Origin of the sequence: Sphingoaurantiacus capsulatus (genome assembly GCF_042648405.1) — a bacterium.
Classification (GTDB): Bacteria; Pseudomonadota; Alphaproteobacteria; order Sphingomonadales; family Sphingomonadaceae; genus Sphingoaurantiacus; species Sphingoaurantiacus capsulatus.
The window spans coordinates 345,984-366,610 of sequence record NZ_JBHRXV010000003.1; the positions used below are offsets into that span (position 1 = coordinate 345,984).

The 20,627-nt window shown below is 67.3% G+C and carries 25 protein-coding genes and 1 tRNA gene; 16 read left to right on the top strand and 10 right to left on the bottom strand.

The window, feature by feature from the left end:
* Positions 1–66 precede the first annotated feature (66 nt).
* From ACFOMD_RS05060 to ACFOMD_RS05070, 3 genes are all read left to right on the top strand, one after another.
* Entirely contained in the window at positions 67–1,470 is a 1,404-nt protein-coding gene (locus ACFOMD_RS05060) for a class II 3-deoxy-7-phosphoheptulonate synthase (protein WP_380857790.1), read from the top strand.
* A 269-nt stretch (positions 1,471–1,739) separates the two neighbouring features.
* Positions 1,740–1,815, top strand: a tRNA-Glu gene (locus ACFOMD_RS05065).
* A 297-nt stretch (positions 1,816–2,112) separates the two neighbouring features.
* Positions 2,113–2,997, top strand: coding sequence for a hypothetical protein (locus ACFOMD_RS05070; protein ID WP_380857793.1), 885 nt, complete (start codon positions 2,113–2,115; stop codon positions 2,995–2,997).
* Between the two features lie 72 nt (positions 2,998–3,069).
* On the opposite strand, the gene otsA is transcribed toward ACFOMD_RS05070, so the two are convergent.
* The 4 genes from otsA to ACFOMD_RS05090 all read right to left on the bottom strand — a co-directional run bounded on the left by otsA (position 3,070) and on the right by ACFOMD_RS05090 (position 7,504).
* On the bottom strand, positions 3,070–4,491 hold the full coding sequence (gene otsA / locus ACFOMD_RS05075; RefSeq protein ID WP_380857796.1) for an alpha,alpha-trehalose-phosphate synthase (UDP-forming): 1,422 nt from the start codon (positions 4,489–4,491) through the stop codon (positions 3,070–3,072).
* A complete protein-coding gene (locus tag ACFOMD_RS05080; protein ID WP_380857799.1) occupies positions 4,488–6,284 on the bottom strand; it encodes a glycoside hydrolase family 15 protein in 1,797 nt (598 codons plus the stop codon). Before ACFOMD_RS05080 ends, otsA begins: the two co-directional genes overlap by 4 nt.
* On the bottom strand, positions 6,281–7,045 hold the full coding sequence (otsB, locus tag ACFOMD_RS05085) for a trehalose-phosphatase (RefSeq protein ID WP_380857802.1): 765 nt from the start codon (positions 7,043–7,045) through the stop codon (positions 6,281–6,283). Before otsB ends, ACFOMD_RS05080 begins: the two co-directional genes overlap by 4 nt.
* Before the next feature lie 147 nt (positions 7,046–7,192).
* Positions 7,193–7,504, bottom strand: coding sequence for a hypothetical protein (locus tag ACFOMD_RS05090; RefSeq protein WP_380857805.1), 312 nt, complete (start codon positions 7,502–7,504; stop codon positions 7,193–7,195).
* 243 nt (positions 7,505–7,747) lie between these two features.
* Between ACFOMD_RS05090 and ACFOMD_RS05095 the strand changes: the two genes are divergently transcribed.
* Positions 7,748–8,344, top strand: a complete 597-nt coding sequence (locus ACFOMD_RS05095) for an ArsR/SmtB family transcription factor (RefSeq protein ID WP_380857808.1) — start codon at positions 7,748–7,750, stop codon at positions 8,342–8,344.
* On the opposite strand, the gene ACFOMD_RS05100 is transcribed toward ACFOMD_RS05095, so the two are convergent.
* Positions 8,341–8,763, bottom strand: coding sequence for a VOC family protein (locus ACFOMD_RS05100; protein WP_380857810.1), 423 nt, complete (start codon positions 8,761–8,763; stop codon positions 8,341–8,343). The two genes, ACFOMD_RS05095 and ACFOMD_RS05100, sit on opposite strands and share 4 nt — an antisense overlap.
* A gap of 33 nt (positions 8,764–8,796) precedes the next feature.
* Between ACFOMD_RS05100 and ACFOMD_RS05105 the strand changes: the two genes are divergently transcribed.
* Positions 8,797–9,153, top strand: a complete 357-nt coding sequence (locus ACFOMD_RS05105) for a hypothetical protein (protein WP_380857813.1) — start codon at positions 8,797–8,799, stop codon at positions 9,151–9,153.
* Positions 9,154–9,191: 38 nt separating this feature from the next.
* Here the strand turns inward: ACFOMD_RS05105 and ACFOMD_RS05110 are convergent, their stop codons facing one another.
* The gene (locus tag ACFOMD_RS05110) at positions 9,192–10,085 is read right to left on the bottom strand and encodes an alpha/beta fold hydrolase (protein WP_380857816.1); all 894 of its coding nucleotides are present in this window, start codon (positions 10,083–10,085) and stop codon (positions 9,192–9,194) included.
* A 14-nt stretch (positions 10,086–10,099) separates the two neighbouring features.
* A complete protein-coding gene (locus tag ACFOMD_RS05115; RefSeq protein WP_380857897.1) occupies positions 10,100–10,744 on the bottom strand; it encodes an RluA family pseudouridine synthase in 645 nt (214 codons plus the stop codon).
* Positions 10,745–10,869: 125 nt separating this feature from the next.
* Here ACFOMD_RS05115 and infA point away from each other — a divergent pair, with 125 nt between their 5' ends.
* The 9 genes from infA to ACFOMD_RS05160 all read left to right on the top strand — a co-directional run bounded on the left by infA (position 10,870) and on the right by ACFOMD_RS05160 (position 17,986).
* Entirely contained in the window at positions 10,870–11,130 is a 261-nt protein-coding gene (gene infA / locus ACFOMD_RS05120) for a translation initiation factor IF-1 (protein ID WP_380857819.1), read from the top strand.
* Positions 11,131–11,243: 113 nt separating this feature from the next.
* Positions 11,244–11,585, top strand: coding sequence for a DNA-directed RNA polymerase subunit omega (gene rpoZ / locus ACFOMD_RS05125; protein WP_380857822.1), 342 nt, complete (start codon positions 11,244–11,246; stop codon positions 11,583–11,585).
* Positions 11,586–11,659: 74 nt separating this feature from the next.
* Positions 11,660–13,756, top strand: a complete 2,097-nt coding sequence (locus tag ACFOMD_RS05130) for a RelA/SpoT family protein (RefSeq protein ID WP_380857825.1) — start codon at positions 11,660–11,662, stop codon at positions 13,754–13,756.
* Entirely contained in the window at positions 13,753–14,334 is a 582-nt protein-coding gene (gene pyrE, locus ACFOMD_RS05135) for an orotate phosphoribosyltransferase (protein WP_380857828.1), read from the top strand. Before ACFOMD_RS05130 ends, pyrE begins: the two co-directional genes overlap by 4 nt.
* Entirely contained in the window at positions 14,331–15,077 is a 747-nt protein-coding gene (locus ACFOMD_RS05140) for a pyridoxine 5'-phosphate synthase (protein WP_380857831.1), read from the top strand. The genes pyrE and ACFOMD_RS05140 overlap by 4 nt, the downstream gene beginning before the upstream one ends.
* The gene (gene acpS, locus ACFOMD_RS05145) at positions 15,077–15,478 is read left to right on the top strand and encodes a holo-ACP synthase (protein ID WP_380857900.1); all 402 of its coding nucleotides are present in this window, start codon (positions 15,077–15,079) and stop codon (positions 15,476–15,478) included. Before ACFOMD_RS05140 ends, acpS begins: the two co-directional genes overlap by 1 nt.
* Positions 15,475–16,287, top strand: coding sequence for a signal peptidase I (lepB, locus tag ACFOMD_RS05150; RefSeq protein ID WP_380857834.1), 813 nt, complete (start codon positions 15,475–15,477; stop codon positions 16,285–16,287). The genes acpS and lepB overlap by 4 nt, the downstream gene beginning before the upstream one ends.
* Before the next feature lie 53 nt (positions 16,288–16,340).
* Entirely contained in the window at positions 16,341–17,465 is a 1,125-nt protein-coding gene (locus ACFOMD_RS05155) for an AI-2E family transporter (RefSeq protein ID WP_380857837.1), read from the top strand.
* Positions 17,417–17,986: a GNAT family N-acetyltransferase gene (locus ACFOMD_RS05160; protein WP_380857840.1), complete on the top strand. Its 570-nt coding sequence runs from the start codon at positions 17,417–17,419 to the stop codon at positions 17,984–17,986. Before ACFOMD_RS05155 ends, ACFOMD_RS05160 begins: the two co-directional genes overlap by 49 nt.
* A gap of 15 nt (positions 17,987–18,001) precedes the next feature.
* Here ACFOMD_RS05160 and ACFOMD_RS05165 read toward each other — a convergent pair whose 3' ends face one another.
* The 3 genes from ACFOMD_RS05165 to ACFOMD_RS05175 all read right to left on the bottom strand — a co-directional run bounded on the left by ACFOMD_RS05165 (position 18,002) and on the right by ACFOMD_RS05175 (position 19,256).
* Positions 18,002–18,526 (bottom strand): FKBP-type peptidyl-prolyl cis-trans isomerase, encoded by a 525-nt coding sequence (locus ACFOMD_RS05165; RefSeq protein WP_380857843.1) that lies wholly within the window; start codon positions 18,524–18,526, stop codon positions 18,002–18,004.
* 9 nt (positions 18,527–18,535) lie between these two features.
* Positions 18,536–18,742, bottom strand: coding sequence for a 30S ribosomal protein S21 (gene rpsU, locus ACFOMD_RS05170; RefSeq protein WP_380857846.1), 207 nt, complete (start codon positions 18,740–18,742; stop codon positions 18,536–18,538).
* A gap of 190 nt (positions 18,743–18,932) precedes the next feature.
* Positions 18,933–19,256, bottom strand: a complete 324-nt coding sequence (locus tag ACFOMD_RS05175; protein ID WP_380857849.1) for a CC_3452 family protein — start codon at positions 19,254–19,256, stop codon at positions 18,933–18,935.
* 143 nt (positions 19,257–19,399) lie between these two features.
* Between ACFOMD_RS05175 and ACFOMD_RS05180 the strand changes: the two genes are divergently transcribed.
* The gene (locus ACFOMD_RS05180) at positions 19,400–19,897 is read left to right on the top strand and encodes a winged helix-turn-helix transcriptional regulator (RefSeq protein WP_380857852.1); all 498 of its coding nucleotides are present in this window, start codon (positions 19,400–19,402) and stop codon (positions 19,895–19,897) included.
* Between the two features lie 10 nt (positions 19,898–19,907).
* Complete coding sequence (locus tag ACFOMD_RS05185) at positions 19,908–20,573, top strand: COQ9 family protein (protein WP_380857855.1); 666 nt, start codon at positions 19,908–19,910, stop codon at positions 20,571–20,573.
* Positions 20,574–20,627 lie beyond the last annotated feature (54 nt).

Genomic DNA, 20,627 nt, shown 5'->3' on the forward strand with positions numbered 1-20,627 from the left:
TTTTCGTTTCACCGGCGCGACATAAGGTTTCTTGCGTTCGGCGCCCGCCTTACGCAAAGAAACAACATGAATACGAGCCTTACCCCCCGCCAGAACCACCGCGCTCCCTGGACGCCGGATGGCTGGCGTTCCTATGAGGCTCGCCAGCTTCCTAATTATCCGGACGTGGCCGAGGTCGACGCGGTCGAGAACGAGCTGCGCGCCTATCCGCCGCTGGTGTTCGCCGGCGAGGCGCGGCAGCTGAAGCGCGACCTGGCCCAGGTCGCCGCCGGCAAGGCCTTCCTGCTGCAAGGCGGCGACTGCGCCGAAAGCTTCGCCGAGTTCCACCCGAACAACATCCGCGACACCTTCCGCGTCATCCTGCAGATGGCCGTCGTCCTCACCTATGCGTCGAAGCTGCCGGTGGTGAAGGTCGGCCGCATCGCCGGCCAGTTCGCCAAGCCGCGCTCCGCCGATCTCGAGGAACTGGATGGCATTTCGCTGCCGAGCTATCGCGGCGACATCGTCAACGACATGGCGTTCGAGGCGACGGCCCGCGCGCCCGACCCGCGGCGCATGCTGCGCGCCTACATGCAGTCGGCGTCGACCTTGAACCTGCTGCGCGCCTTCGCGCAGGGCGGCTATGCCAACCTCGCACAGGTCCACAAGTGGAACCTCGACTTCGTCGGCCGTAGCCCATGGGCGAAGAAATATGAGGACGTTGCCGAGCGCATCGGCGAGGCGCTGTCCTTCATGGAAGCCTGCGGCCTGTCGCCCGAGACGGTGCCGCAACTGAAGGGCACCGACTTCTACACCAGCCACGAGGCGCTGCTGCTCGGTTATGAGAGCGCGATGACGCGGCAGGACAGCCTGACCGGCGACTGGGTCGACACCTCGGCGCACATGCTGTGGATCGGCGACCGCACCCGCTTCGACGGTTCGGCGCACATCGAGTTCCTGCGCGGCGTGCTCAACCCGCTCGGTCTCAAGGCCGGCCCCAGCCTCGAGCCCGACGCGCTGCTGCGGATGATCGACGTGCTCAACCCGGCGAACGAGCCCGGCCGCCTGACCATCATCACCCGCTTCGGCTACGACAAGGTCGAGGCGGCGCTGCCGAAGCTCGTCCGCGCGGTGAAGCGCGAAGGCCGCGAGGTGGTCTGGTCCTGCGACCCGATGCACGGCAACACGGTGAAGGCCGCGAACGGCTACAAGACGCGGCCGTTCGATCGCATCCTGGGCGAGGTGAAGGGCTTCTTCGCGGTGCACCGCGCCGAGGGGACGCATGCCGGCGGCATCCACGCCGAGATGACCGGCCAGAACGTCACCGAATGCACCGGCGGCGCCATCGCGATCACCGACGAGGCGCTTGCCGATCGCTACCACACGCATTGCGACCCGCGCCTCAACGCCGGCCAGAGCCTCGAACTCGCCTTCCTGCTCGCCGAGCAGCTGAAGGCCGAGATCGCCGACCGCGAGGCCCGCGCGGCCTAGTCTCGCGACATCTTCTTCGTTGCCCCTGCGGAACGCTATCGCGCCGATGCGTGTTGCACGGGGGTACAATGAAGGAGATTTCGCATGGGTCGCAATGTTTCCATCAGCCTCGGCGCCCTGATCCTGATCATCATCGTCGTCGCGATCATCTTCTGATCGCGGCGCCGCCGGATCGCGATCTTCACCTTATCGCGACAGGCGGACGCGGGCGCGCGGCGGTGGCTTGACACCCGCCGCGCCCGCGCATACCTGACGCCCTCCGCTGAAACGGCCCCTTCGTCTAGCGGTCTAGGACGTCGCCCTCTCACGGCGAAAACACGGGTTCGAGTCCCGTAGGGGTCACCAGCTGGCCAGCCGATTTCAAAGGCTTGGATCTCGCGGGCGACGCGGTGCGCACCCGTGAGGCCGTTTATCGTTTCGCACTCGACGCAAAACCCCCTTCACGCTATGCTGTGCGAGAGGGGATTCTATCGGCGTACTGGTTTGGCATCCTCCTCGGGATACCCAGATGCTCACGAGGTCCGTCCGATGCTGAAGATTTCGCCCCGCGCCAAGGCTACCTTGCTCGCCGTCGCCACTGCCGGGCTTGCCGCCCAGGGGTTCTCCGTCGTTCAGGCGCAAGGCCAAGGCGTGCTGGGGGGCGTGGTCAACCTGGCCCAGGCCGACACGCCCAGCGATACTGAAGCTGGAGATGGGGCCCTTCCGCCGGCACTTCAGGCGGCGCTTGCCTCGGGCAACCAGGCGGCGATCCTTGCGGCGATCAACACACTCGCTGCCGGCAACCCCGCGCAGCAAGCTGCGCTTGCGCAACAGGTTGCCACGGCTGCGCAGGCGATGGCTGCCACCAACCCCGCCGCCGCTGTCGCGGGCGCAGGCGCCGCCACTGCGGTGGCCAGTCTGCCGGCCGTGCAGGCCGCCGCCCCGAACGCGGTGCAGAGCGTGCTGACCTCGACGGCCGCCGTCGTCTCGAACCCGACGGTCGTCGCGCAACAGGGCAGTGCCGCCGCGACTGTCGCGGTCTCGGCCGTTCAGACCGCCGTCGCCACCGGCAACACAGCAATCACCAACACCACCGCTGCGGCCGCCGCAACCGTTGCGGCGTCGCTGCCGACTGCGCAGGCGACCAGCACCATTCAGGCCGTCGTGACCGCCGCGCCGTCGACGGCGGTGACCGTCGCCGTGACCGCCTCGACCGCCAACCCGACCAACGCCGCGACCTTCGCCGGCGCCGCCGCCGGTGCGAGCAGCGGCCAGGGGACGGCCGTTGCCGCCGCCGTGGCGAATGTGCAGGGCGTCTCGTCGAACGCCGTCTTCACGCAGGTGGCGAACGCGACCGGCACGACCACCGAGGCGGTGCAGTCGAACGTGGCCACGGCCAATAACACCACCACCAACACGACCAACACGCAGACGGCCGACAACAGCAACACGGGCAACACCAACGACAACACTGTCGATGGCGGGACGACAGCCAATAACAACACGGTGTCGGAGAACCCCGCGCAGGATAGCGCCAGCCCGAGCTGACGATCAGCGCTCGCGGCAAGACATGAAGAAGCCGGCGACCCGCAAGGGCGCCGGCTTCTTCATGTCAGCGCCTCAGGCGGCCGCCTGGCCGCCGTTTGCCGGCGGCCGCATCGCGACCGGCAGGCGCGCCGCCTCCAGCGCGGCGACGAAATCGTCGCGCCAGCGGCGGACATCGCAGCTCTCGACATTGTGCATCAGCGCCTCCCAGCGCCGGATGCGCTCGGCCTTGCGCATGCCCAGGCCTTCGGCGATCGCCTCGGCGATTTCTTCCTGGCTGAACGGGTTGACCAGCAGCGCCTCGGGCATCTGCAGCGCCGCGCCGGCGAATTGCGACAGCACCAGCACGCCGGGGTCGGCGGGGTCCTGCGCCGCCACATATTCCTTGGCGACGAGGTTCATACCGTCGCGCAAGGGCGTGACGAGCCCCAGCCGCGCGGTGCGGTAGATGCCGGCGAGCACGGCGCGCGGATAGCCGCGGTTGACGTAGCGCAGCGGCACCCAATCGACCTCGGCATAGGCGCCGTTGATCCGCCCCGACAGCGCATCGAGCTTGTTGCGGATTTCCTGATAGGAGCCGATCTCGCTGCGCGTCGGCGGCGCGATCTGCAACAGGAACACCTCCTGACAGCGCTCGGGATTGTCGGCGAGGAAGCGCTCGTAGCCGAGGAAACGCTCTTCCAGCCCTTTCGAATAGTCGAGCCGATCGACACCGACGATCATCTGCCGCCCGGCGATGCTCTCTCGCATCCGCTCGCGCGCGGCGAGCGCCTCGGCGCTCTTCGCCGCTTCCTTGAAGGCGCCGGCGTCGATGCCGATCGGGAAGGCGCCGATGCGCACGGTGCGGCCAAAGGCGCTCATGACGCCGTCGCCGACCTCGGCGTCGGCCTCGCGCTGGAAATAGTCGCAAAAGGCTTCCAGCCATTCATGGGTCTGGAAGCCGACGAGGTCATAGTCGAACAGCCCCGACACCAGCTCCTTGTGGCGCGGCAAGGTCGCCAGCAGCCGCATCGGCGGCCATGGGATGTGCAGGAAGAAGCCGATCCGGTTGGTGACGCCGCGCGCCCGCAGTTCGCGCGCCAGCGGGATCAGATGATAATCGTGCACCCAGATGATGTCGTCGGGCTGGATGATCGGCAGCAGCGTGTCGGCGAAACGCTGGTTCACCCGCGCGTAGCCGGCGTCGAAGCTGCGGTCATATTCGGTCAGGTCGATGCGATAGTGGAACAACGGCCACAGCGTCTTGTTGGCGTAGCCGTTGTAATATTCATCGACATCCTGCTCCTCGAGGTCGACGGTCGCGGTGGTGACGCCGCCGGCGCGTTGCAGGTTCACTTGGCCGGTGAACTCGGGCACGCGCTGACCGCTCCAGCCAAACCAGACGCCGCCATTCTCGCGCAGCGCCTCGCCGATGGCGACAGCAAGTCCGCCCTGGCTGCCGGTGGCATCGGCGGTGGGCGGCGTGACCCGGTTGGAAACAACGATCAGGCGGGTCATCGGACGGCACTCCAGGGTTTGCTCAGCAGGACGGCGCAGTTGATCAGGCCGACCAGCGAATAGGTCTGCGGAAAATTCCCCCACAGCTCGCCGGTTTCGAAATCGGTGTCCTCCGACAGCAGGCCCGACGTGGTCAGCCGCGCCAGCATGCGCTCGTAGAGCTGGCGGGCCTCGTCGCTGCGGCCGACGAGGTGCAGCGCCTCGATCAGCCAGAAGGTGGCGAAGTTGAACGCGGTCTCGGGCAGCCCGAAATCGTCGGGGTCGGCGTAGCGCAGCATATGCTCGCCGCGCCGCAGTGCCTTCTCCACCGCCTCGAAGGTGGCGAGGAACCGCGGGTCGTCCGGCGCGAGGAAGCGCTGCTCGACCATCTGGAGCAGGCTGACGTCAATCTCATGCCCGCCGAGCGTGGCGGCATAGCGGCCGAGATCGACGTTCCACGCCTCTTCCTCGATGCGCTGGCGCACTGTCGCCGCCTTCTCGCGCCAATAGTCGGCAAGGTCGGGCCGCCCCAGCGCCTCGGCGGCGTTGACCAGCCGGTCGCACGCCGCCCAGCACATCAAGGTCGAATAGGTGTGGACGCTGGCGCGGGTACGAAACTCCCATAAGCCCGCGTCCGGCTGGTCGTGCATCGCAAAGGCACGCTCGCCGACCCTTTCCAGCGCGTGGAAATCATCGATGTCACCGGGGCGCAGCAGCCGTTGATCGATGAACGCCTGCGTGTTCGACAGCACGATCTGGCCGTATACGTCGTGCTGGATCTGCTCCTGCGCCTGGTTGCCGACGCGCACCGGCCCCATGCCGCGATAGCCGGCGAGATCGTCGGCGATGCGCTCGGTCAGGATCGCCTCGTATCCGACGCCGTAGAGCGGCTGGATGTGGCCGCTTTTCGCGCCATCCACGATGTTGCGCAGATAGCCGAGGTAGTTCTCGAGCACGTCGAGCGCGCCGAGGCGATTCAAGGCCTGCACCGTGTAATAGGCGTCGCGGATCCAGCAGTAGCGATAGTCCCAGTTCCGCCCCGAGTTCGCCGCTTCGGGAATCGAGGTGGTGAGCGCGGCGACGATGGCGCCGGTTTCCTCATGGACGCACAGCTTCAGGGTGATCGCGGCGCGGATCACCACCGACTGCCACTCGACGGGAATCGCCAGCCCGCGCACCCAGTGCCGCCAGTCGGCGGTCGTTTCGTCGAGCATCGTCCGCACCGTGGCGCGCACGTCACCGCCGAACGGCTCGTCGGGGCCGAGGAAGAAGCACAGCTCCTCCTCCAGCCGGAACCAGCGCTCGCCGAGCACATGGCCCACGGCTGCGTTGGTAGTGAGGCGCAGCGGCAGGGCGGGCGTCAGGTAGCGGATATGGTTGGAGCCCGACGTGCGCTCGGGCGCGGCGTCGCTCCACCCCTGCGCCGGCCGCAGCCGCAGCCGGATACGTGGCGCGCCCGACAGCGGACGGACGATGCGCACGAACGCGGTGGGACGATAGGTGCGTCCCAGCCGGTCGAAGCGCGGCGCGAAGTCGATCACCTCGACCTCGGCGCCCGCCTTGTCGCGGAGCACGGTACGCAGCACCGCGCTGTTGCGCAGATAGGCCTGCGACACCGCCTCGCCGTCCTCCAGGTCGATCGACCAATGACCGGCGCTCTCGCCCGCCGGATCGCCGCCGCACAGCAGCGCCGAGAACAACGGATCGCCATCGACGCGCGGCACGCAGGCCCAGAGGTAGCGCGCGTTGCGGTCGATCAGCGCGCTGACGGTGCAATTGCCGATCGGCGACAGATCGAGCGAGATGCCGCTCATCGCGCCGCCTCCGCCAGCCAGCGCCCGACCGCCGTCACATCGTCGAGGCGATACGTCGCCGCCGTCACCCGCGGCTCACCGACGAGCACGCCATAGCCGCCGAGCGCCGCCACCGCCTCGAAGGCACATTCATCGGTGTCATCATCGCCGACGAAGATCGGCCGCGCGCCGGCAAAGGGCGGCACTTCCATGAACGCCCCCACCGCCGCGCCCTTGTCGGCGCCCGGCTGGCGCAACTCGACGACCATCTTGCCGGTCTGCACCGTCAGCCCGGCGTCGGCGGCGATGTCGCGGACCTCGCGCTCGACCAGCGGGCCGAGATCAGGCGCCAGCCGGAAATGCACGGCAATGCCGAGCCCCTTGTCCTCGACCAGCAGCCGCGGCTCGCGCCCTGCCAGTTCGGCGATCCGCCCGCGCGCCGCCGCCATCTCCGCGCTCGGCAGCACATCCTCGGCGCGGCCATCGGGAAAGCGCCGTTCGAGGCCATGGACGCCCGCGAGATACAGCGCCGGTAGCCCGACCAGGCGGCCGAGGTCGGCGACACTGCGCCCGCTGATCACCGCCACCCGCCCGTCGAGCGCCACCTGCACGCTGACAAGCGCCGCACCGACATCGGGCGGCAACACCACCAGATCAGGCGTCGCGGCGATCGGCGCCAAGGTTCCGTCGAGGTCGAGGAACAGCGCATCGCGTGCCGGCTCGATCGCTGGCGGCCGCCCCAGCGGGGCGGAATCGAGGGCAAAGGCGGAGCTGGCGGACATGATCCTCAAGGGTCTAGCCGGGCACCCCGCCCTGGCGGAGCGCGCCACGGCGCGTGGGTCTGTTGGCGGGGCGAAACGAGCCGCCCGTTCAGAAAAGGGCGGGCGACGTGCGGGGTTCCATCCGCGACGGATGGGCGCGGCTGTCGATCAGCAGCCCGGAAGCACCAGCACCGGCTTTGTCGACACCCGCATCTCGCGGTCGGCGCTCGATGCAGCGAAGGTCCAGTGCTGCGCTTCATCGGAGCAGCCGGGCAGCCGCACCGCGGTATCGATGCGGCCGGCGGGATCGGCACGGACATCATGGCGGACGCGGTCGTCGGTGTCCTCGGCACAGGCCTTCACCGTCACCCGCTCGCGCGGGTCGAGGCCATTCAACGACAGGATGATGCGTTCGCCGTGCCGCGCGGGGCCGGGCCGGACAGTGATGCGGGGTTCGGGGTTGCGCGCGGCGTCGATCATCGGGAACGTCCTTTCAATCGTCAAACCCGCGGGACCACGACGAAGGGCGGCGAAGGCGCGGGCGGGGCAGCATCCGGGCGACCAAAGCGCGGACGGACGGCGAGGAGCGGCGGATAAAGCTCGCGCCGGTCATCTTGGGGAACGCACGCTGCGCCGAAAGGTTCTCGCGCGCTTCGCCGCACCGCCCTATTTCAAGCTCGTTCCGACTGTGAAATAACGAACAGCGGCAATAGCGGAGCCGATGTGAGCAACAAGGAAGCCAGCACTTACTGGATTGTCGACCCGCGCGAGCTTGATGCGCTGGTCCTCCCCATCCGGCTGGAGATCGTCGACCGGCTGGCCGCCCTCGGCCCCACCCGCGCCCGTGACCTCGCCCGCGCGCTGGGGCGGCGGCAGACCGCGCTCTACCATCACCTCGCCAAGCTGGAGGAGGTCGGCCTGATCCGCCGTACCGAGCGGGTGCGCGACGGCGGCCGCCCGGCACAATATTACGAAACCAAGGCGCCGCTGATGCGCCTCGCCCGCGCTGCCGCCGACCCCGAACTGCGCCCCTACATCGTCCGCGCCAACCATTTTCAGGCGCGTCAGTCGGCGCGCGACTATGAACGCGGCTTCGCGCTCGACGACCGGGTGATGGAGGGGCCGCAGCGCAACCACTGGTGGGCGCGCGTCTACATGCCCGCCACGCCCGATCGCATGACGAAGATCAACGCGCTGCTCGACGAGCTGTTCGAGGTCGCGTTCGAACCCGAGCCACAACCGTCCGGTGCGCCACTGGTCAGCCTCGCCTGGTTCATGGCGCCGCTGTCCGACGCGCCCGACGAGGAGAGCGACGCCTAGGCCCCGAAGCGCACATGTCCCTCGGCGTCGATCGGCCACGCCGGATTGTGCGCGATCTCCCACGCATGATCATCGGGATCGGCGACATAGCCGCGATAGCCGCCATGCGGCGGCGCATCGCCGGCCCGCAGCATCCGCCCGCCCGCACCGGCCAGTTGCTCGATCAGCGCGTCCACCTCTTCCGGTGACCCGACATTATGCGCCAGCGCAAAGGCGCCCGGCGTCACCAGCCCCTTGCCCTGCATATCCTTTTCAAGGCGCGCCTTGAGCCACGTTCCGAACACGAACCCGTTCATCTGGTAGAAGATGATCTCGTCATTCTCGAATACCGGCTTCCAGCCGAAGCCGTCGACATAGAAGGCCCGCGACGTCGCGAGATCGCGCACGCCGAGGGTGATCACCGAAATCTGCTGCTGCATCGTCCGCACTCCTTCGCGCGCTGCGCAAAAGCGTTGGCCAATGTGCCGATGTCCCATAAAACGGATTTAATGGAGAAAAGGCCCACCAATCAGTTGGGACTGGCCGTAATGACGGCATGCGGCGTGCTCTCGGTGCTAGGGCTGGTTTCGTCACTCCCGTTAGCTCTCGTAGCGGGGATGGCCGCATCGATTTCACGCGGATGGTTCGAGGAGACGACCTCTTATCTCCTCGCCTTCTCGCCGCTTCTGTTCCTCGTGGCCTTCGTCGCAGCGATCCTGTTCTGCTATCGTCGCGCAGGCGTCGTGGCGTTCGTTACCGCCGCCATCTCTTTTAGTTTGGGCGCCATCGGGCTGCTTCCCTTTGTTTTTCCGCGCTTCTTTCCAATCTGAGCGCACTAGCCGGTAGCTGTTTCAGGCCGCGAGAGCCCTCAACGCGCAGTTGTGAGCCACTCCTGCAGGATTGCGTTCACCTTCTCCGGCGCCTCCTGCTGAACCCAATGGCTAACCCCCAGCAGCCGCCGCAGCGTGAAGTCGCTGACATAGGCATCCGTCCCTTCCGTCGTCGCCACATCCAGAGCCGTGTCCTGCTCGCCCCAGATCAGCAGGGTCGGCGTTTCGAGCGTCGGATACGCCCGGTCGATCGCGCGGTGGCGCACCGCCGCGCGGTACCAGTTGAGCATCGCGGTCATCGCGCCGGGCTGCTGCGCGGCGCGGGCGTAGACGTCGAGGTCGGCGCGGGGGAAGCGGGATTTGTCGACCGCCATGCCGCGAAAAGCCCGGCGAATTCCGGCGGCGTCATCGGCGGTCAGCATCTTTTCGGGCAGCCAGGGGAGCTGGAAGAACAGGATGTACCAGCTCTTCTTCATCTGCTTCCACGTCTTCAGCTCGCGCGCGAAGCAGGCGGGGTGCGGCAGGTTCATCACCACAAGCCGTTCGAGCGGCCGCACCTCGTCGATGGCAAACAGCCAGGCGACTGCCCCGCCCCAGTCATGGGCGATCAAGGTGACCTTCTTGGCGCCACTGGCGTCGATCAGCGCCGCCACGTCGGCGACCAGCTTATCGACCGTATAGGCGGCGACACCCTCCGGCCGGCTGGTCATGCCATAGCCGCGCTGGTTGGGCGCCCAGGCGCGGTAGCCCATCTCGGCGAGCAGCGGCATCTGGTGTCGCCACGAGAAGTTCAGTTCGGGAAAGCCGTGGAGCAGCAGCGCGAGGTGATCGCCCTCGCCGGCTTCCGCCACCTCGAAGCGAAGCCCGTTCGCCTCGACCCAGCGATTGCGGACGCCGCTGTCCGGCGCTGGCTCCCAACTCCACTCGGACATGCGGCCCTCCCCCTTCAGATATCGAAGCCGAACCTCTTCATGGTCGGCGGCATCGGTGCCTTCGCCTCCACCGGCGGCCCGTCCTCGCGATAGGGGATGGTGAGGCTGCGCGCGTGCAGCAGCAACCCCGCACCTTTGCCATAGACGGGGTCGCCGACGATGGGGTGGCCGAGGTGCGCGGCGTGGACGCGGATCTGGTGGGTGCGCCCGGTCTTCGGCCGGAACTCGACCAGCGCCTTGCCCTCGCGGCGGTCGAGCAGCTGCCATGCCGTCTGCGCCGGCTTGCCCTTCGGGTCGACGACGATGCGCCAGCCGTCGGCCTGGGTGGAGACCTTGAGCAGCGGCGCGTCGATCTCGCCTTCCTCATCATCGGGAATACCGCTCAGCACCGCCCAATAGACTTTCGACACCGCGCCCGCTTCGAACAACGCCCCCAGCCGCTTGGTCGCCTTCGGATGCCGGCCGAGCACAAGGCACCCCGAGGTATCGCGGTCGAGCCGGTGCGCCGGCTGCGGCTGGCGCTGGAAACCGAAGCGCAGCTCGTCGAGATGATCCTCGAGGCTGCGCGGCGTCTGCGGCCCCGGATGGACGGCAAGGCCCGCCGGCTTGTCGAGGATGACGAGATGGGCATCGATATGGAGGGTGCGGTCGCCGAGCATGCGCCCGCCTAGCACGCGCTGCTCCACCTTGCCATTTTCCGCCTTCCGGCCCATATAGCCGCCCAATTGTCGCCGCCCGCCGGAAGGGCGCGTGCGGCTGTGCCAAGTCCTCGGAAGGAAAATGAATGGCGAAGGAAGAAGCGCTTCGCTTCGACGGTGTAATCTCGGAAATCCTGCCCGACGGCCGTTTTCGCGTGAAGCTTGAGAACGACCATGAGATCATCGCTTATACCGCGGGCAAGATGCGCAAGAACCGCATCCGCTCGATCGTCGGCGACCGGGTCCAGGTGGAAATGACCCCTTACGACCTCGACAAGGGCCGCATCGTGTTCCGCGAGAAGACCGCGCCGATCCCGATGAACCAGCGCCGCTTCATCCGCCGCTGATCCCAGTTGATCCGTCGCCGCACCTCTCGGGGCACGGCCGTTTTTCTTGACAGAATCGGCGGGCGCGGCCTATGTGCCGCCCCTTGCCGAAATTCCCGGAACCGGAGTGAACGATGGCGCGCGTCACCGTCGAAGATTGCGTCGACAAGATCCCGAACCGCTTTGACCTGGTGCTGGCCGCCTCGCAGCGCGCCCGCCAGATCTCGTCGGGCGCCGAGCTGACCATCGATCGCGACCGCGACAAGAACCCGGTCGTGGCGCTGCGCGAGATCGCCGAAGTCACCGTCAAGCCGGCCGAGCTGCAGGAGGCGATCGTCGCCGGCATGCAGCGCGTGATCGTCGCCGACGACGACGCCCCGGACGATATCGGTTCGCTGCAGGCGTCGGCCGAGGCGCTTCGCCTCACCGCCGCGCAGCCGCCGCGCAACACCAACCTCGGCGCCGACTACGAATAATCCGTAGGGTTAGGTTGCGACCTGTCGCCCCCGCTTCCAATATAAGGAAGCGGTTCAGGCAGCAGGGATATTAGGTGCTCCGTCAGTACGAGCTGGTCGAACGGGTCAAATCATACGACCCGGACGCCGACGAGGATTTGCTCAACCGGGCGTACGTCTTCTCGATGAAGGCGCACGGGTCGCAGCTGCGCGCCAGCGGCGACCCCTATTTCTCGCACCCGATCGAGGTCGCGGGCATCCTCACCGACCTGAAGCTCGACGACGAGACGATCGCCACCGCGATCCTGCACGACACCATCGAAGATACCGTCGCCACGCCCGAGCAGATCGAGCGGATGTTCGGCGCCAACGTCGCGCGCCTCGTCGACGGCGTCACCAAACTCTCCCGCATCGAGGCGCAGACCGAAAGCGAACGCGCCGCGGAGAATTTCCGCAAGTTCCTGCTGGCGATGTCCGACGACATCCGCGTGCTGCTGGTGAAGCTGGCCGACCGGCTGCACAACATGCGGACGCTGCATCACATCTCGAACCCGGATAAGCGCCGCCGCATCGCCCGCGAGACGATGGACATCTACGCGCCGCTCGCCGAGCGGATCGGCATGTACGAGTTCATGAACGAGCTGCAGGAGCTCGCCTTCAGGGAACTCGAGCCCGAGGCCTATGCCTCGATCATCAAGCGGCAGGAGCAGCTGCGCGCCGGCGGCGGCGACATGGTTGCGCGCATCACCAGCGGATTGAAGCTCCTCCTCTCGCGTGAAGGCATCGAAGCCGAGGTGACGGGGCGCGAGAAGCGGCCCTTCTCGATCTGGCGCAAGATGCAGGAGCGCCATATCGCCTTCGAGCAATTGTCCGACATCATGGCGTTCCGCGTCATCGTCGACGACGCCGAGGACTGCTACCGCGCGCTTGGCATCATTCACCGGCGCTGGCCGATGGTGCCCGGCCGCTTCAAGGACTTCATCTCGACGCCGAAGCGCAACGGCTATCGCTCGATCCACACCACGGTGATCCACAGCGACCAGATGCGCATCGAAATCCAGATCCGTACCCAGCGCATGCACCGCGAGAATGAGATCGGCCTCGCCGCCCACTGGGCGTACAAGCAGGGCGTCAACGGCACCGGCTCGCACTATCCCTGGCTCAGCGATCTCCTCGAAATTCTCGAGCATGGCGCCTCGCCGGAGGAGCTGCTCGAGCATGCCAAGCTGGCGATGTACCAGGACACGGTGTTCTGCTTCACGCCGAAGGGGGAGCTGATCCAGCTGCCCCGCGGCTCGACGCCGGTCGATTTCGCCTATGCCGTCCACACCGATCTCGGCGACACCACCGTGGGTGCCAAGGTCAACGGCCGCGTCGTGCCGCTGCGCACCCGCCTCCAGAACGGCGACCAGGTCGAAATCCTGCGGTCGAAGGCACAGGAGCCCGACACCGCCTGGGAAGCCTATGTCGTCACCGGCAAGGCGCGTTCGGCGATCCGCCGCCACGTCCGCCACAAGGAACGCGACCAGCTCATCGAAATGGGGCTGAAGCTCTATGACGAGATCGCCGCGCGGGTGACGACGCCGCTCTCCGAATCCGCCGTCGATTCGGCGCTGAAGCGGCTGAAGATCGCCGACCGGGAGTCGCTGTTCGTGGCGCTGGCGCAGCAGACGGTGACCGACGAGGCGTTGCTCGACGCGCTGATCCCCGGCACCGGCGAGGGCAAGCGCGCGATCAAGAGCAAGCACCAGCAGTCGGCCATCTCGATCAAGGGCCTGACCCCCGGCATGGCGTTCCAGCTTGCCGATTGCTGCCACCCCATCCCCGGCGACCGCATCGTCGGCCTGCGCCGTCCCGGCCAGGGCATCGAGGTTCACACTATCGACTGCACCACCCTGGAGCGCGAGACCGAGGGCGAATGGCTCGACCTTGCCTGGTCGCCCGAAAGCGACAATGCGGTGGCGCGCCTGCAGATCATCGTGGTCAACGAGCCCGGATCGCTCGCCAAGATGACGACGATCCTCGCCGATCACGGCGCCAACATCGTCAACATCCACCTGCGGCACCGTGACCGCTCGTTCCACACCTTCTCGGTTGATGTCGAGGTGGACAATCTCGCGCATCTGACCAATATCCTCGCCGCGCTGCGCGCCGCGCAGGGCATCACATCGGCCGATCGGGTGAAGGCGTGACCCAAGACGAAGTCCTGGCTGAATTCCGCGCGGTGGAAGCGCTGCTCGAAGGTCATTTCATCCTGTCGTCGGGGCTGCGCTCGCCCAAATATCTGCAGTGCGCCCGCGTGCTGATGGACCCGCACCGCGCCGGCCGGCTGTGCCAGGCGCTTGCCGACGGCTTCCCCGAATGGATCCGTCGCGAGGTGACCGCCGTCGTCGCCCCCGCGATGGGCGGCGTCATCGTCGGCTATGAGCTGGCGCGCGTGCTCAACGTCGACTCGATGTTCGTCGAACGCCCGACCGGCACCTTCGAGCTGCGCCGCGGCTTCCGCCTGACGCCGGGGCAGAAGGTGCTGATGATGGAGGATGTCGTCACCACCGGCCTGTCCTCGCGCGAGGCGATCAAGGCGATCGAGGAAGCCGGCGGCCAGGTGATCGCCGCCGCCTGCCTCGTCGATCGCTCGAACGGCAGCGCCGATGTCGGCGTGCCGCTCTATCCGCTGATCAAGCTCGACGTGCCGACCTACGCGCCCGACGCGCTGCCCGCCGACCTCGCCGCGCTGCCGGCAGTGAAGCCCGGGAGCCGCGCGGCGTGAGCCGCCTGCCGCATTCCCCTCTCCGCCTCGGCGTCAACATCGACCACGTCGCGACGATCCGGAACGCGCGCGGCGGCGCGCATCCCGATCCGGTGCGCGCGGCCATTGTCGCCGCTGAGGCCGGCGCCGACGGCATCACCGCGCATCTGCGTGAGGACCGGCGCCACATCTCCGACGAGGACATCGCGCGCTTGTCCGCCGAGATCGACCTGCCGCTGAACCTCGAGATGGCGGCGACCGACGAGATGCTCGGCATCGCGCTGCGCCACCGCCCGCACGCCGCCTGCATCGTGCCCGAGCGGCGCGAGGAGCGCACCACCGAGGGGGGGCTCGACGCCGCTGGCCAGCACAACACACTCGCGCCGCTCGTCGACCGGCTGCGCAACGTCAACATCCGCGTCAGCCTGTTCATCGAACCCGACCGCCGCCAGATCGACGCGGCGAAGCAACTGGGCGCACCCGTCGTCGAGCTTCACACCGGCCGCTACTGCCACCTCGACGGCGAGGCACAGGCCGCCGAGCTGCGCCGTCTCGCCGACGCCGCCGCCTATGCCGCCTCGCTCGGCATCGAACCGCACGCGGGCCACGGCCTCAGCTTCGGCAACGTCGCGCCCGTCGCCGCTATCCCGGAACTGGCCGAACTCAACATCGGCCATTTCCTCGTCGGCGAGGCGATCTTCATCGGCTTTGAAGCGAGCATCCGCGAAATGCGCCGGCTGATGGCTGAAGGCCGCGCCGCGTGATGGTGCTCGGCCTCGGCTCCGACCTCTGCAACATCGAGCGTATCCAGTCCTCGATCGACCGGTTCGGCGACCGCTTCATCCGCCGCATCTTCACCGAGACCGAGATCGCCAAGGCCAACCGCCGTCAGCTCACCCGCACTGCCACTTACGCCAAGCGCTTCGCGGCGAAGGAGGCCTGCGCCAAAGCGCTCGGCACCGGTCTCCGGCGCGGCGTGTTCTTTCGCGACATGGGCGTCGTCAACCTGCCCTCGGGGCAACCCACGCTGAAACTCACCGGCGGGGCGGCCGAACGCTTGGCAGCGATCACGCCGGCTGGCATGACCCCCGACATCCACCTGACGATCACCGACGACCATCCGTGGGCGCAGGCGATGGTCCTGATCACGGCTAGGCCCGCATGACCGACAAGAAGAAGATCAACTGGCTGCACGAAATCTGGCAGCTCGCGCTGCTCGGTCTCGCCGTGCTCGGCTTTCATTCGGCGATCGCCAAGCCCTTCTACATCCCGTCGGAATCGATGCTGCCGAGCCTGCTCGTCGGCGACCGGCTGGTGGTGACCAAATATCCCTATGGCTACAGCTATCTGTCGCCATCGCTCGACATCCTGCCCGAGATGCAGGGGCGCCTCTTCGGCCGACTGCCGGAGCGGGGCGACATCGTCGTCGTCAAGTCGCCGGGCGAGCATATCGACTATATCAAACGGCTGATCGGCCTGCCCGGCGACACCATCCAGATGAAGTCGGGCGTGCTCTACATCAACGGCAACCCGGTGCCGCGCGTCGCGCTGCCGCCGATCGACATCGCCGAATCGCCCAACACCAACTGCGACCGCTATCCGGCGTTCGAGACGAGGAACGCCGAAGGCGCCGCCGTCTGCCGTTACCCGCGCTACCGCGAGACGCTGCCCAACGGCGTCAGCTACGATACCATCGACGCCATACAAGGCAGCTTCACCGACGATACCGAGCTGGTCCGCGTGCCGGCCGGCCATGTCTTCCTGATGGGCGACAACCGCGACAATTCGGCGGACAGCCGCGTGCCGCCGGGTCTCAGCGGCCTCGGCGTCCTGCCGATCGAGAATCTGTCGGGCCGCGCCGAGTTCATCACCTTCTCGCTCGACGGCTCGCTGAGCTTCAACCCGAAGAGCTGGTTCACCGCCTTCCGTGGCGAGCGGGCGTTCGATTCGCTTCGCCCCGACAAGGCTAGCTGAGGGAACATGGGCGTCCCGCCGATGGTTTCGGCCTCGCAACAGCGAGGCGAACCATGAGCGAGACGCCCCTTCACAAGACCGAGAGCCCGGTCGCCACGCGCGACCCGCTGATCATCGACACGCTGAAGCAGGCCAGCGTCTGGTTCGGCATCGCCGTCGCGCTGTTCCTCACCTGGAAGCTGGCAAACGCGATCCTGCTGATCGTCGCCGGCCTGATCTTCGCCGCCTTCATCGACCTTGGCGGCCGCGCGATCTGCAAGGTCTGGGACGCGCCGCGCTGGCTGCGCGCGACTATCGTCACGCTCGGTTTCTTCGGCGCGATCATCGGACTCGTTGCTGCCGCCGGGATGCAGCTGGTGGAGCAAGCCGGCGAACTCAGCCAGACGCTCGATGCGCAGATCACCCGTCTGTCGCTGTTCCTCGAAAGCTACGGCATCACCAGCTTCGCCGGTAGCGAGCGCGGGCCGCTCGCCGGCATCGCGCAGCAATTGCTCGGCTCGTTCGGCAAGCTCACGCAGGCGCTCGGCACCGCCGCCGGCGCGCTCGGCAGCTTCATCCTCGTCGTCGTGCTCGGCATCTACATCGCCGTCGAGCCGCGCCTCTATGAGCGCGGCGTCGAATGGCTGGCGCCGAAACGCTCACGCAAAAGTTTCGCCGCCCTCCTCGACGAGCTGGCCGACACCATGCGCCGCTGGACGCTCGGGCGCCTCATCGCGATGCTGTTCGAGGGCGTGTTCACCATGGTGGCGCTGCTGATCGCCGGGGTACCGCTGGCGCCGCTGCTCGGGCTCATCGCCGGCATCCTCGCCTTCATTCCCAACATCGGCGCCTTCATCTCGGGCACCTTGATCGTGCTCGTCGGCTTCAGCGTCAGCACCGAGACGGGCGTCGCCGCGCTCGTCGTCTACATGGTGCTGCAGTTCGTCGAGGGCAATTTCATCACGCCTTACGTCGAACGGAAGGTCGTCGACATCGCGCCCGCCGTCACGCTCGCCGCGCAATTGCTATTCGGCGTGCTATTCGGCCTCTTGGGCGTCATGCTCGCCGTGCCGATCGTCGCGATGGTGAAGGTGACGCTCGAACATCGCCGGGCCTCGACGGCCGCCGCGACTTCGGGCAGTGGCGCGGCATGGAAGGACTCAGACACAAGCTCGGAATCCTCGGCGCACCCGAGCTGACCGGCCGCGTCGTCCGGCTGGACTATCTGGCCGAGCACCACTGCGAACCCCTGCGCGCCGCCTGCGCCGCCGATCCCGACATCTGGGATATCTATCCCTATTCGATGCTCGGCGAGGCCTTCGACGCCTGGTGGGCGGCGACCCCGCAGCGGCATGTGCTGGTCGCGATCCACGGCGGCGAGGTCGTCGGCATGACCAGCTTCTATGATGTCAGCGATGCGAAGAATTCGGCGGCAATCGGCGGCACCTATTTCCGCCCCGACGTGCGCGGCACCGGCGTCAACGGCGAGGTCAAGCGCCTGATGCTGAGTGCCGCCTTCGGCGCCGGCGCCCGCCGCGTCGAATTCCATGTCGACGCGATCAACGGGCGGTCGCGACGCGCGGTCGAGAAGCTCGGCGCGCAGCTCGACGGCATCCTGCGGCAGGACCGCACGACCTGGACGGGCCGCGTGCGCGACACCTGCGTCTATTCGATTCTGAAAGAAGAATGGCCCGCGGTGCGGGCCATTCTGGAAAGCTGAAGCTGGAAGGCCTTATCAGCCCTGGCGCGGCGCGATCGCCAGCAGCTCGACGTCGAACTGCAAAACTGCGTTCGGCGGGATGACGCCGCCGGCGCCTTCTGGCCCGTAGCCGAGCTCGGGCGGAATGGTGAAGCGGTACTTGGCGCCCGGCTTCATCAGCTGCACGCCCTCGGTCCAGCCCGGGATCACCTGGTCGAGACGGAAGACCGCCGGCTCGCCACGCTGGTAGCTCGAATCGAAAACGGTGCCGTCGACGAGCTTGCCCTCGTAGTGGACGGCGACGGTGTCGGTCGCGACCGGGCTCTCGCCCTGCCCTTCGGTCAGCACTTCATACTGAAGGCCGCTCGCGGTGCTCTTCACGCCGGCACGCTCCTTGTTCGAGGCGAGGAAATCGGCAGGCGGGGCCGCGGCGGTAACCAGCTTCTCGGTGCCGGTGAACGCCAGCGCGGCTGCGGCGCCGGCGATCAGCAGGCCGATCACGGCATATTTGGCAAAGGCGGCGCCGGAACGGCGGCCACCCGACGCGTGCGGACCCGACACCGGGTCGGCTTAGCGGTTGCCGTCGCGCTCGGCGCGCTTGCGCTCGAGCTTGCGGGCGCGGCGAACGGCGGCTGCCTTCTCGCGGGCACGCTTCTCCGAGGGCTTCTCGTAGTGACGGCGCAGCTTCATCTCGCGATACACGCCCTCACGCTGCAGCTTCTTCTTGAGCGCGCGAAGGGCCTGGTCGACGTTATTGTCGCGAACGATGATCTGCATGCAGCCGTCTCACTCCGGTTTCTTTTAAGGCCAACCACCTCGGCAAAGCAGGCGGCACAGGCACAAAAATAATGACGCCGGTGAACGAGTCCCCGGCGTGAGCGGCTGCCCATAGCAGAGAGAGCAGCGCGCCTCAAGCCGAAGCTTAGGTCGCGCCGCCCTAGGTTGGACGCCGCTGAAGCTATTGGGGTTACTTCGCGGCAGCCGGGGTTGCGGTGTGGCCGGCGCGCTCGTTGCAGGCGGCCACTTCCTCTGCGCTGAAGGTCTTGCCCTTCGCCTGGAACGCGGTGACGGCGCCGACTTCCTGCGCGATGCGCACGCAGATGTGCTTGGCCGGGCTGGTCGCGGCGCCACCGGCGCTGCAGCTCGCGCCGGTGCACGACCACAGCCGCTCCGACGACACCAGCTTCGCGGTCGCGGTCGGCGCGGCGAAGGAGGCGACATAGGAAGGCGCAGCGGCAAACGCCGGCGCGCTGGTGGCGACGAGGAGGACGAGCAGCTTCTTGAACGACATGGGAGGCTCCGTTGGCATTTTAGTTTCTTAACAAAACTCTTGATTAGTTCTCTAATGCAACTAACTGAGCGGCGACAAGCGAAAAAGTTGCGTTTTGAAACGGGCCTATTAATTTGGCCAGCGGGGAGCCGAGGGAGGATCACATGCCGAAGCGCGTGAGCGCGCCGGACTATTGCCTGATTGCACGGTCGATGGACGTGCTGGGTGAGCAATGGACCATGCTGATCGTCCGCGACGCCTTCTTCGGCATCCGCAACTTCGACGATTTCCAGAAGAGCCTCGGCATCGCGCGCAACGTGTTGGCGACTCGGCTCGCCAAGCTGGTCGAGGAAGGCATCCTGTCGCGCCGCGTCAGCGAGGCCGACCGCCGCAAGGTCGAGTACAAGCTAACGCAGAAGGGCCGCGACCTCTTCCCGATGATCATCGGCCTCTCCCAATGGGGCGCCAAGCATCTGCGCCGCCCCGACGAGCTGTCGCCCTTCGCCATCGTCGATCGCGCAAACGGCCACGGCCTCGCCCCGGTGGAGGTCCGCGCCGCCGATGGCCGCACGCTGACGCCCTTTGACACCGTCATCGTGTCGGCGGAGGGAACCACCGACACCATTCGTGCGAATGTTCCTCCGTTGCGCAACGCAGGCTAAAGGGACCGCCATGACCGAGTTTGCCCCCGCCGAGATGACGCTCGACGAACTTCGCCCCGTCCTCGTCGAGGCGATGCTGCCGCATGTCCCGTTCGACGGCTGGAGCGACAAGGCGGCGGAGGCCGCCGGCGCCGACCTCGGCCTGCCGGCGGGCCGCGCGCGAATCGTATTTCCGGGCGGCGCGGCCGACATGGTCACCGCCTATATCGAGTTCGCCGACGCGCGGATGGCCGCCGCGCTCGACGCGCAGAACCTGCCCGCGATGAAGATTCGCGACCGCATCACCACCGCGGTGCGCACCCGGCTGGAGCAAGCCACCGGCGAGCGCGAGGCGGTGCGGCGCGCCATGAACATCTTCGGCCAGCCGCAGAATGTCGCGCTCAGCGCCCGCGCGCTGTGGAGCACCGCCGACGCGATGTGGCGCGCGGCCGGCGACACCGCCACCGACTATAATCACTATACCAAGCGGCTGACGCTCGGCGGCGTCTATGCCTCGACCCTGCTGATCTGGCTCGACGACGAGAGCGGGGGCCTCGCCGACACCTGGGCGTTCCTCGACCGCCGCATCGGCAACGTCATGTCGTTCGAGAAGGCCAAGGCGAAGTGGCTCGGCAACAGCGACTATCGCCCCAGCTTGTCACGCTTCCTCGGCCGGCTGCGCTACCCGGTCGCCTAGAGCGGGATGATTTTCCTCTGAATCGAATTTGGATTCCCTCAGTGGGCTTGTTGT

Excerpts from the sequence above, each read along its gene's own strand:
- ACFOMD_RS05060 (WP_380857790.1), top strand. The coding sequence starts at position 67 with ATGAATACGAGCCTTACCCCCCGCCAGAACCACCGCGCTCCCTGGACG.
- otsA (WP_380857796.1), bottom strand. The coding sequence starts at position 4,491 with ATGACCCGCCTGATCGTTGTTTCCAACCGGGTCACGCCGCCCACCGCC.
- ACFOMD_RS05080 (WP_380857799.1), bottom strand. The coding sequence starts at position 6,284 with ATGAGCGGCATCTCGCTCGATCTGTCGCCGATCGGCAATTGCACCGTC.
- otsB (WP_380857802.1), bottom strand. The coding sequence starts at position 7,045 with ATGTCCGCCAGCTCCGCCTTTGCCCTCGATTCCGCCCCGCTGGGGCGG.
- ACFOMD_RS05090 (WP_380857805.1), bottom strand. The coding sequence starts at position 7,504 with ATGATCGACGCCGCGCGCAACCCCGAACCCCGCATCACTGTCCGGCCC.
- ACFOMD_RS05100 (WP_380857810.1), bottom strand. The coding sequence starts at position 8,763 with ATGCAGCAGCAGATTTCGGTGATCACCCTCGGCGTGCGCGATCTCGCG.
- ACFOMD_RS05110 (WP_380857816.1), bottom strand. The coding sequence starts at position 10,085 with ATGTCCGAGTGGAGTTGGGAGCCAGCGCCGGACAGCGGCGTCCGCAAT.
- ACFOMD_RS05115 (WP_380857897.1), bottom strand. The coding sequence starts at position 10,744 with ATGCTCGGCGACCGCACCCTCCATATCGATGCCCATCTCGTCATCCTC.
- infA (WP_380857819.1), top strand. The coding sequence starts at position 10,870 with ATGGCGAAGGAAGAAGCGCTTCGCTTCGACGGTGTAATCTCGGAAATC.
- rpoZ (WP_380857822.1), top strand. The coding sequence starts at position 11,244 with ATGGCGCGCGTCACCGTCGAAGATTGCGTCGACAAGATCCCGAACCGC.
- acpS (WP_380857900.1), top strand. The coding sequence starts at position 15,077 with ATGGTGCTCGGCCTCGGCTCCGACCTCTGCAACATCGAGCGTATCCAG.
- lepB (WP_380857834.1), top strand. The coding sequence starts at position 15,475 with ATGACCGACAAGAAGAAGATCAACTGGCTGCACGAAATCTGGCAGCTC.
- ACFOMD_RS05155 (WP_380857837.1), top strand. The coding sequence starts at position 16,341 with ATGAGCGAGACGCCCCTTCACAAGACCGAGAGCCCGGTCGCCACGCGC.
- ACFOMD_RS05160 (WP_380857840.1), top strand. The coding sequence starts at position 17,417 with ATGGAAGGACTCAGACACAAGCTCGGAATCCTCGGCGCACCCGAGCTG.
- rpsU (WP_380857846.1), bottom strand. The coding sequence starts at position 18,742 with ATGCAGATCATCGTTCGCGACAATAACGTCGACCAGGCCCTTCGCGCG.
- ACFOMD_RS05175 (WP_380857849.1), bottom strand. The coding sequence starts at position 19,256 with ATGTCGTTCAAGAAGCTGCTCGTCCTCCTCGTCGCCACCAGCGCGCCG.
- ACFOMD_RS05180 (WP_380857852.1), top strand. The coding sequence starts at position 19,400 with ATGCCGAAGCGCGTGAGCGCGCCGGACTATTGCCTGATTGCACGGTCG.
- ACFOMD_RS05185 (WP_380857855.1), top strand. The coding sequence starts at position 19,908 with ATGACCGAGTTTGCCCCCGCCGAGATGACGCTCGACGAACTTCGCCCC.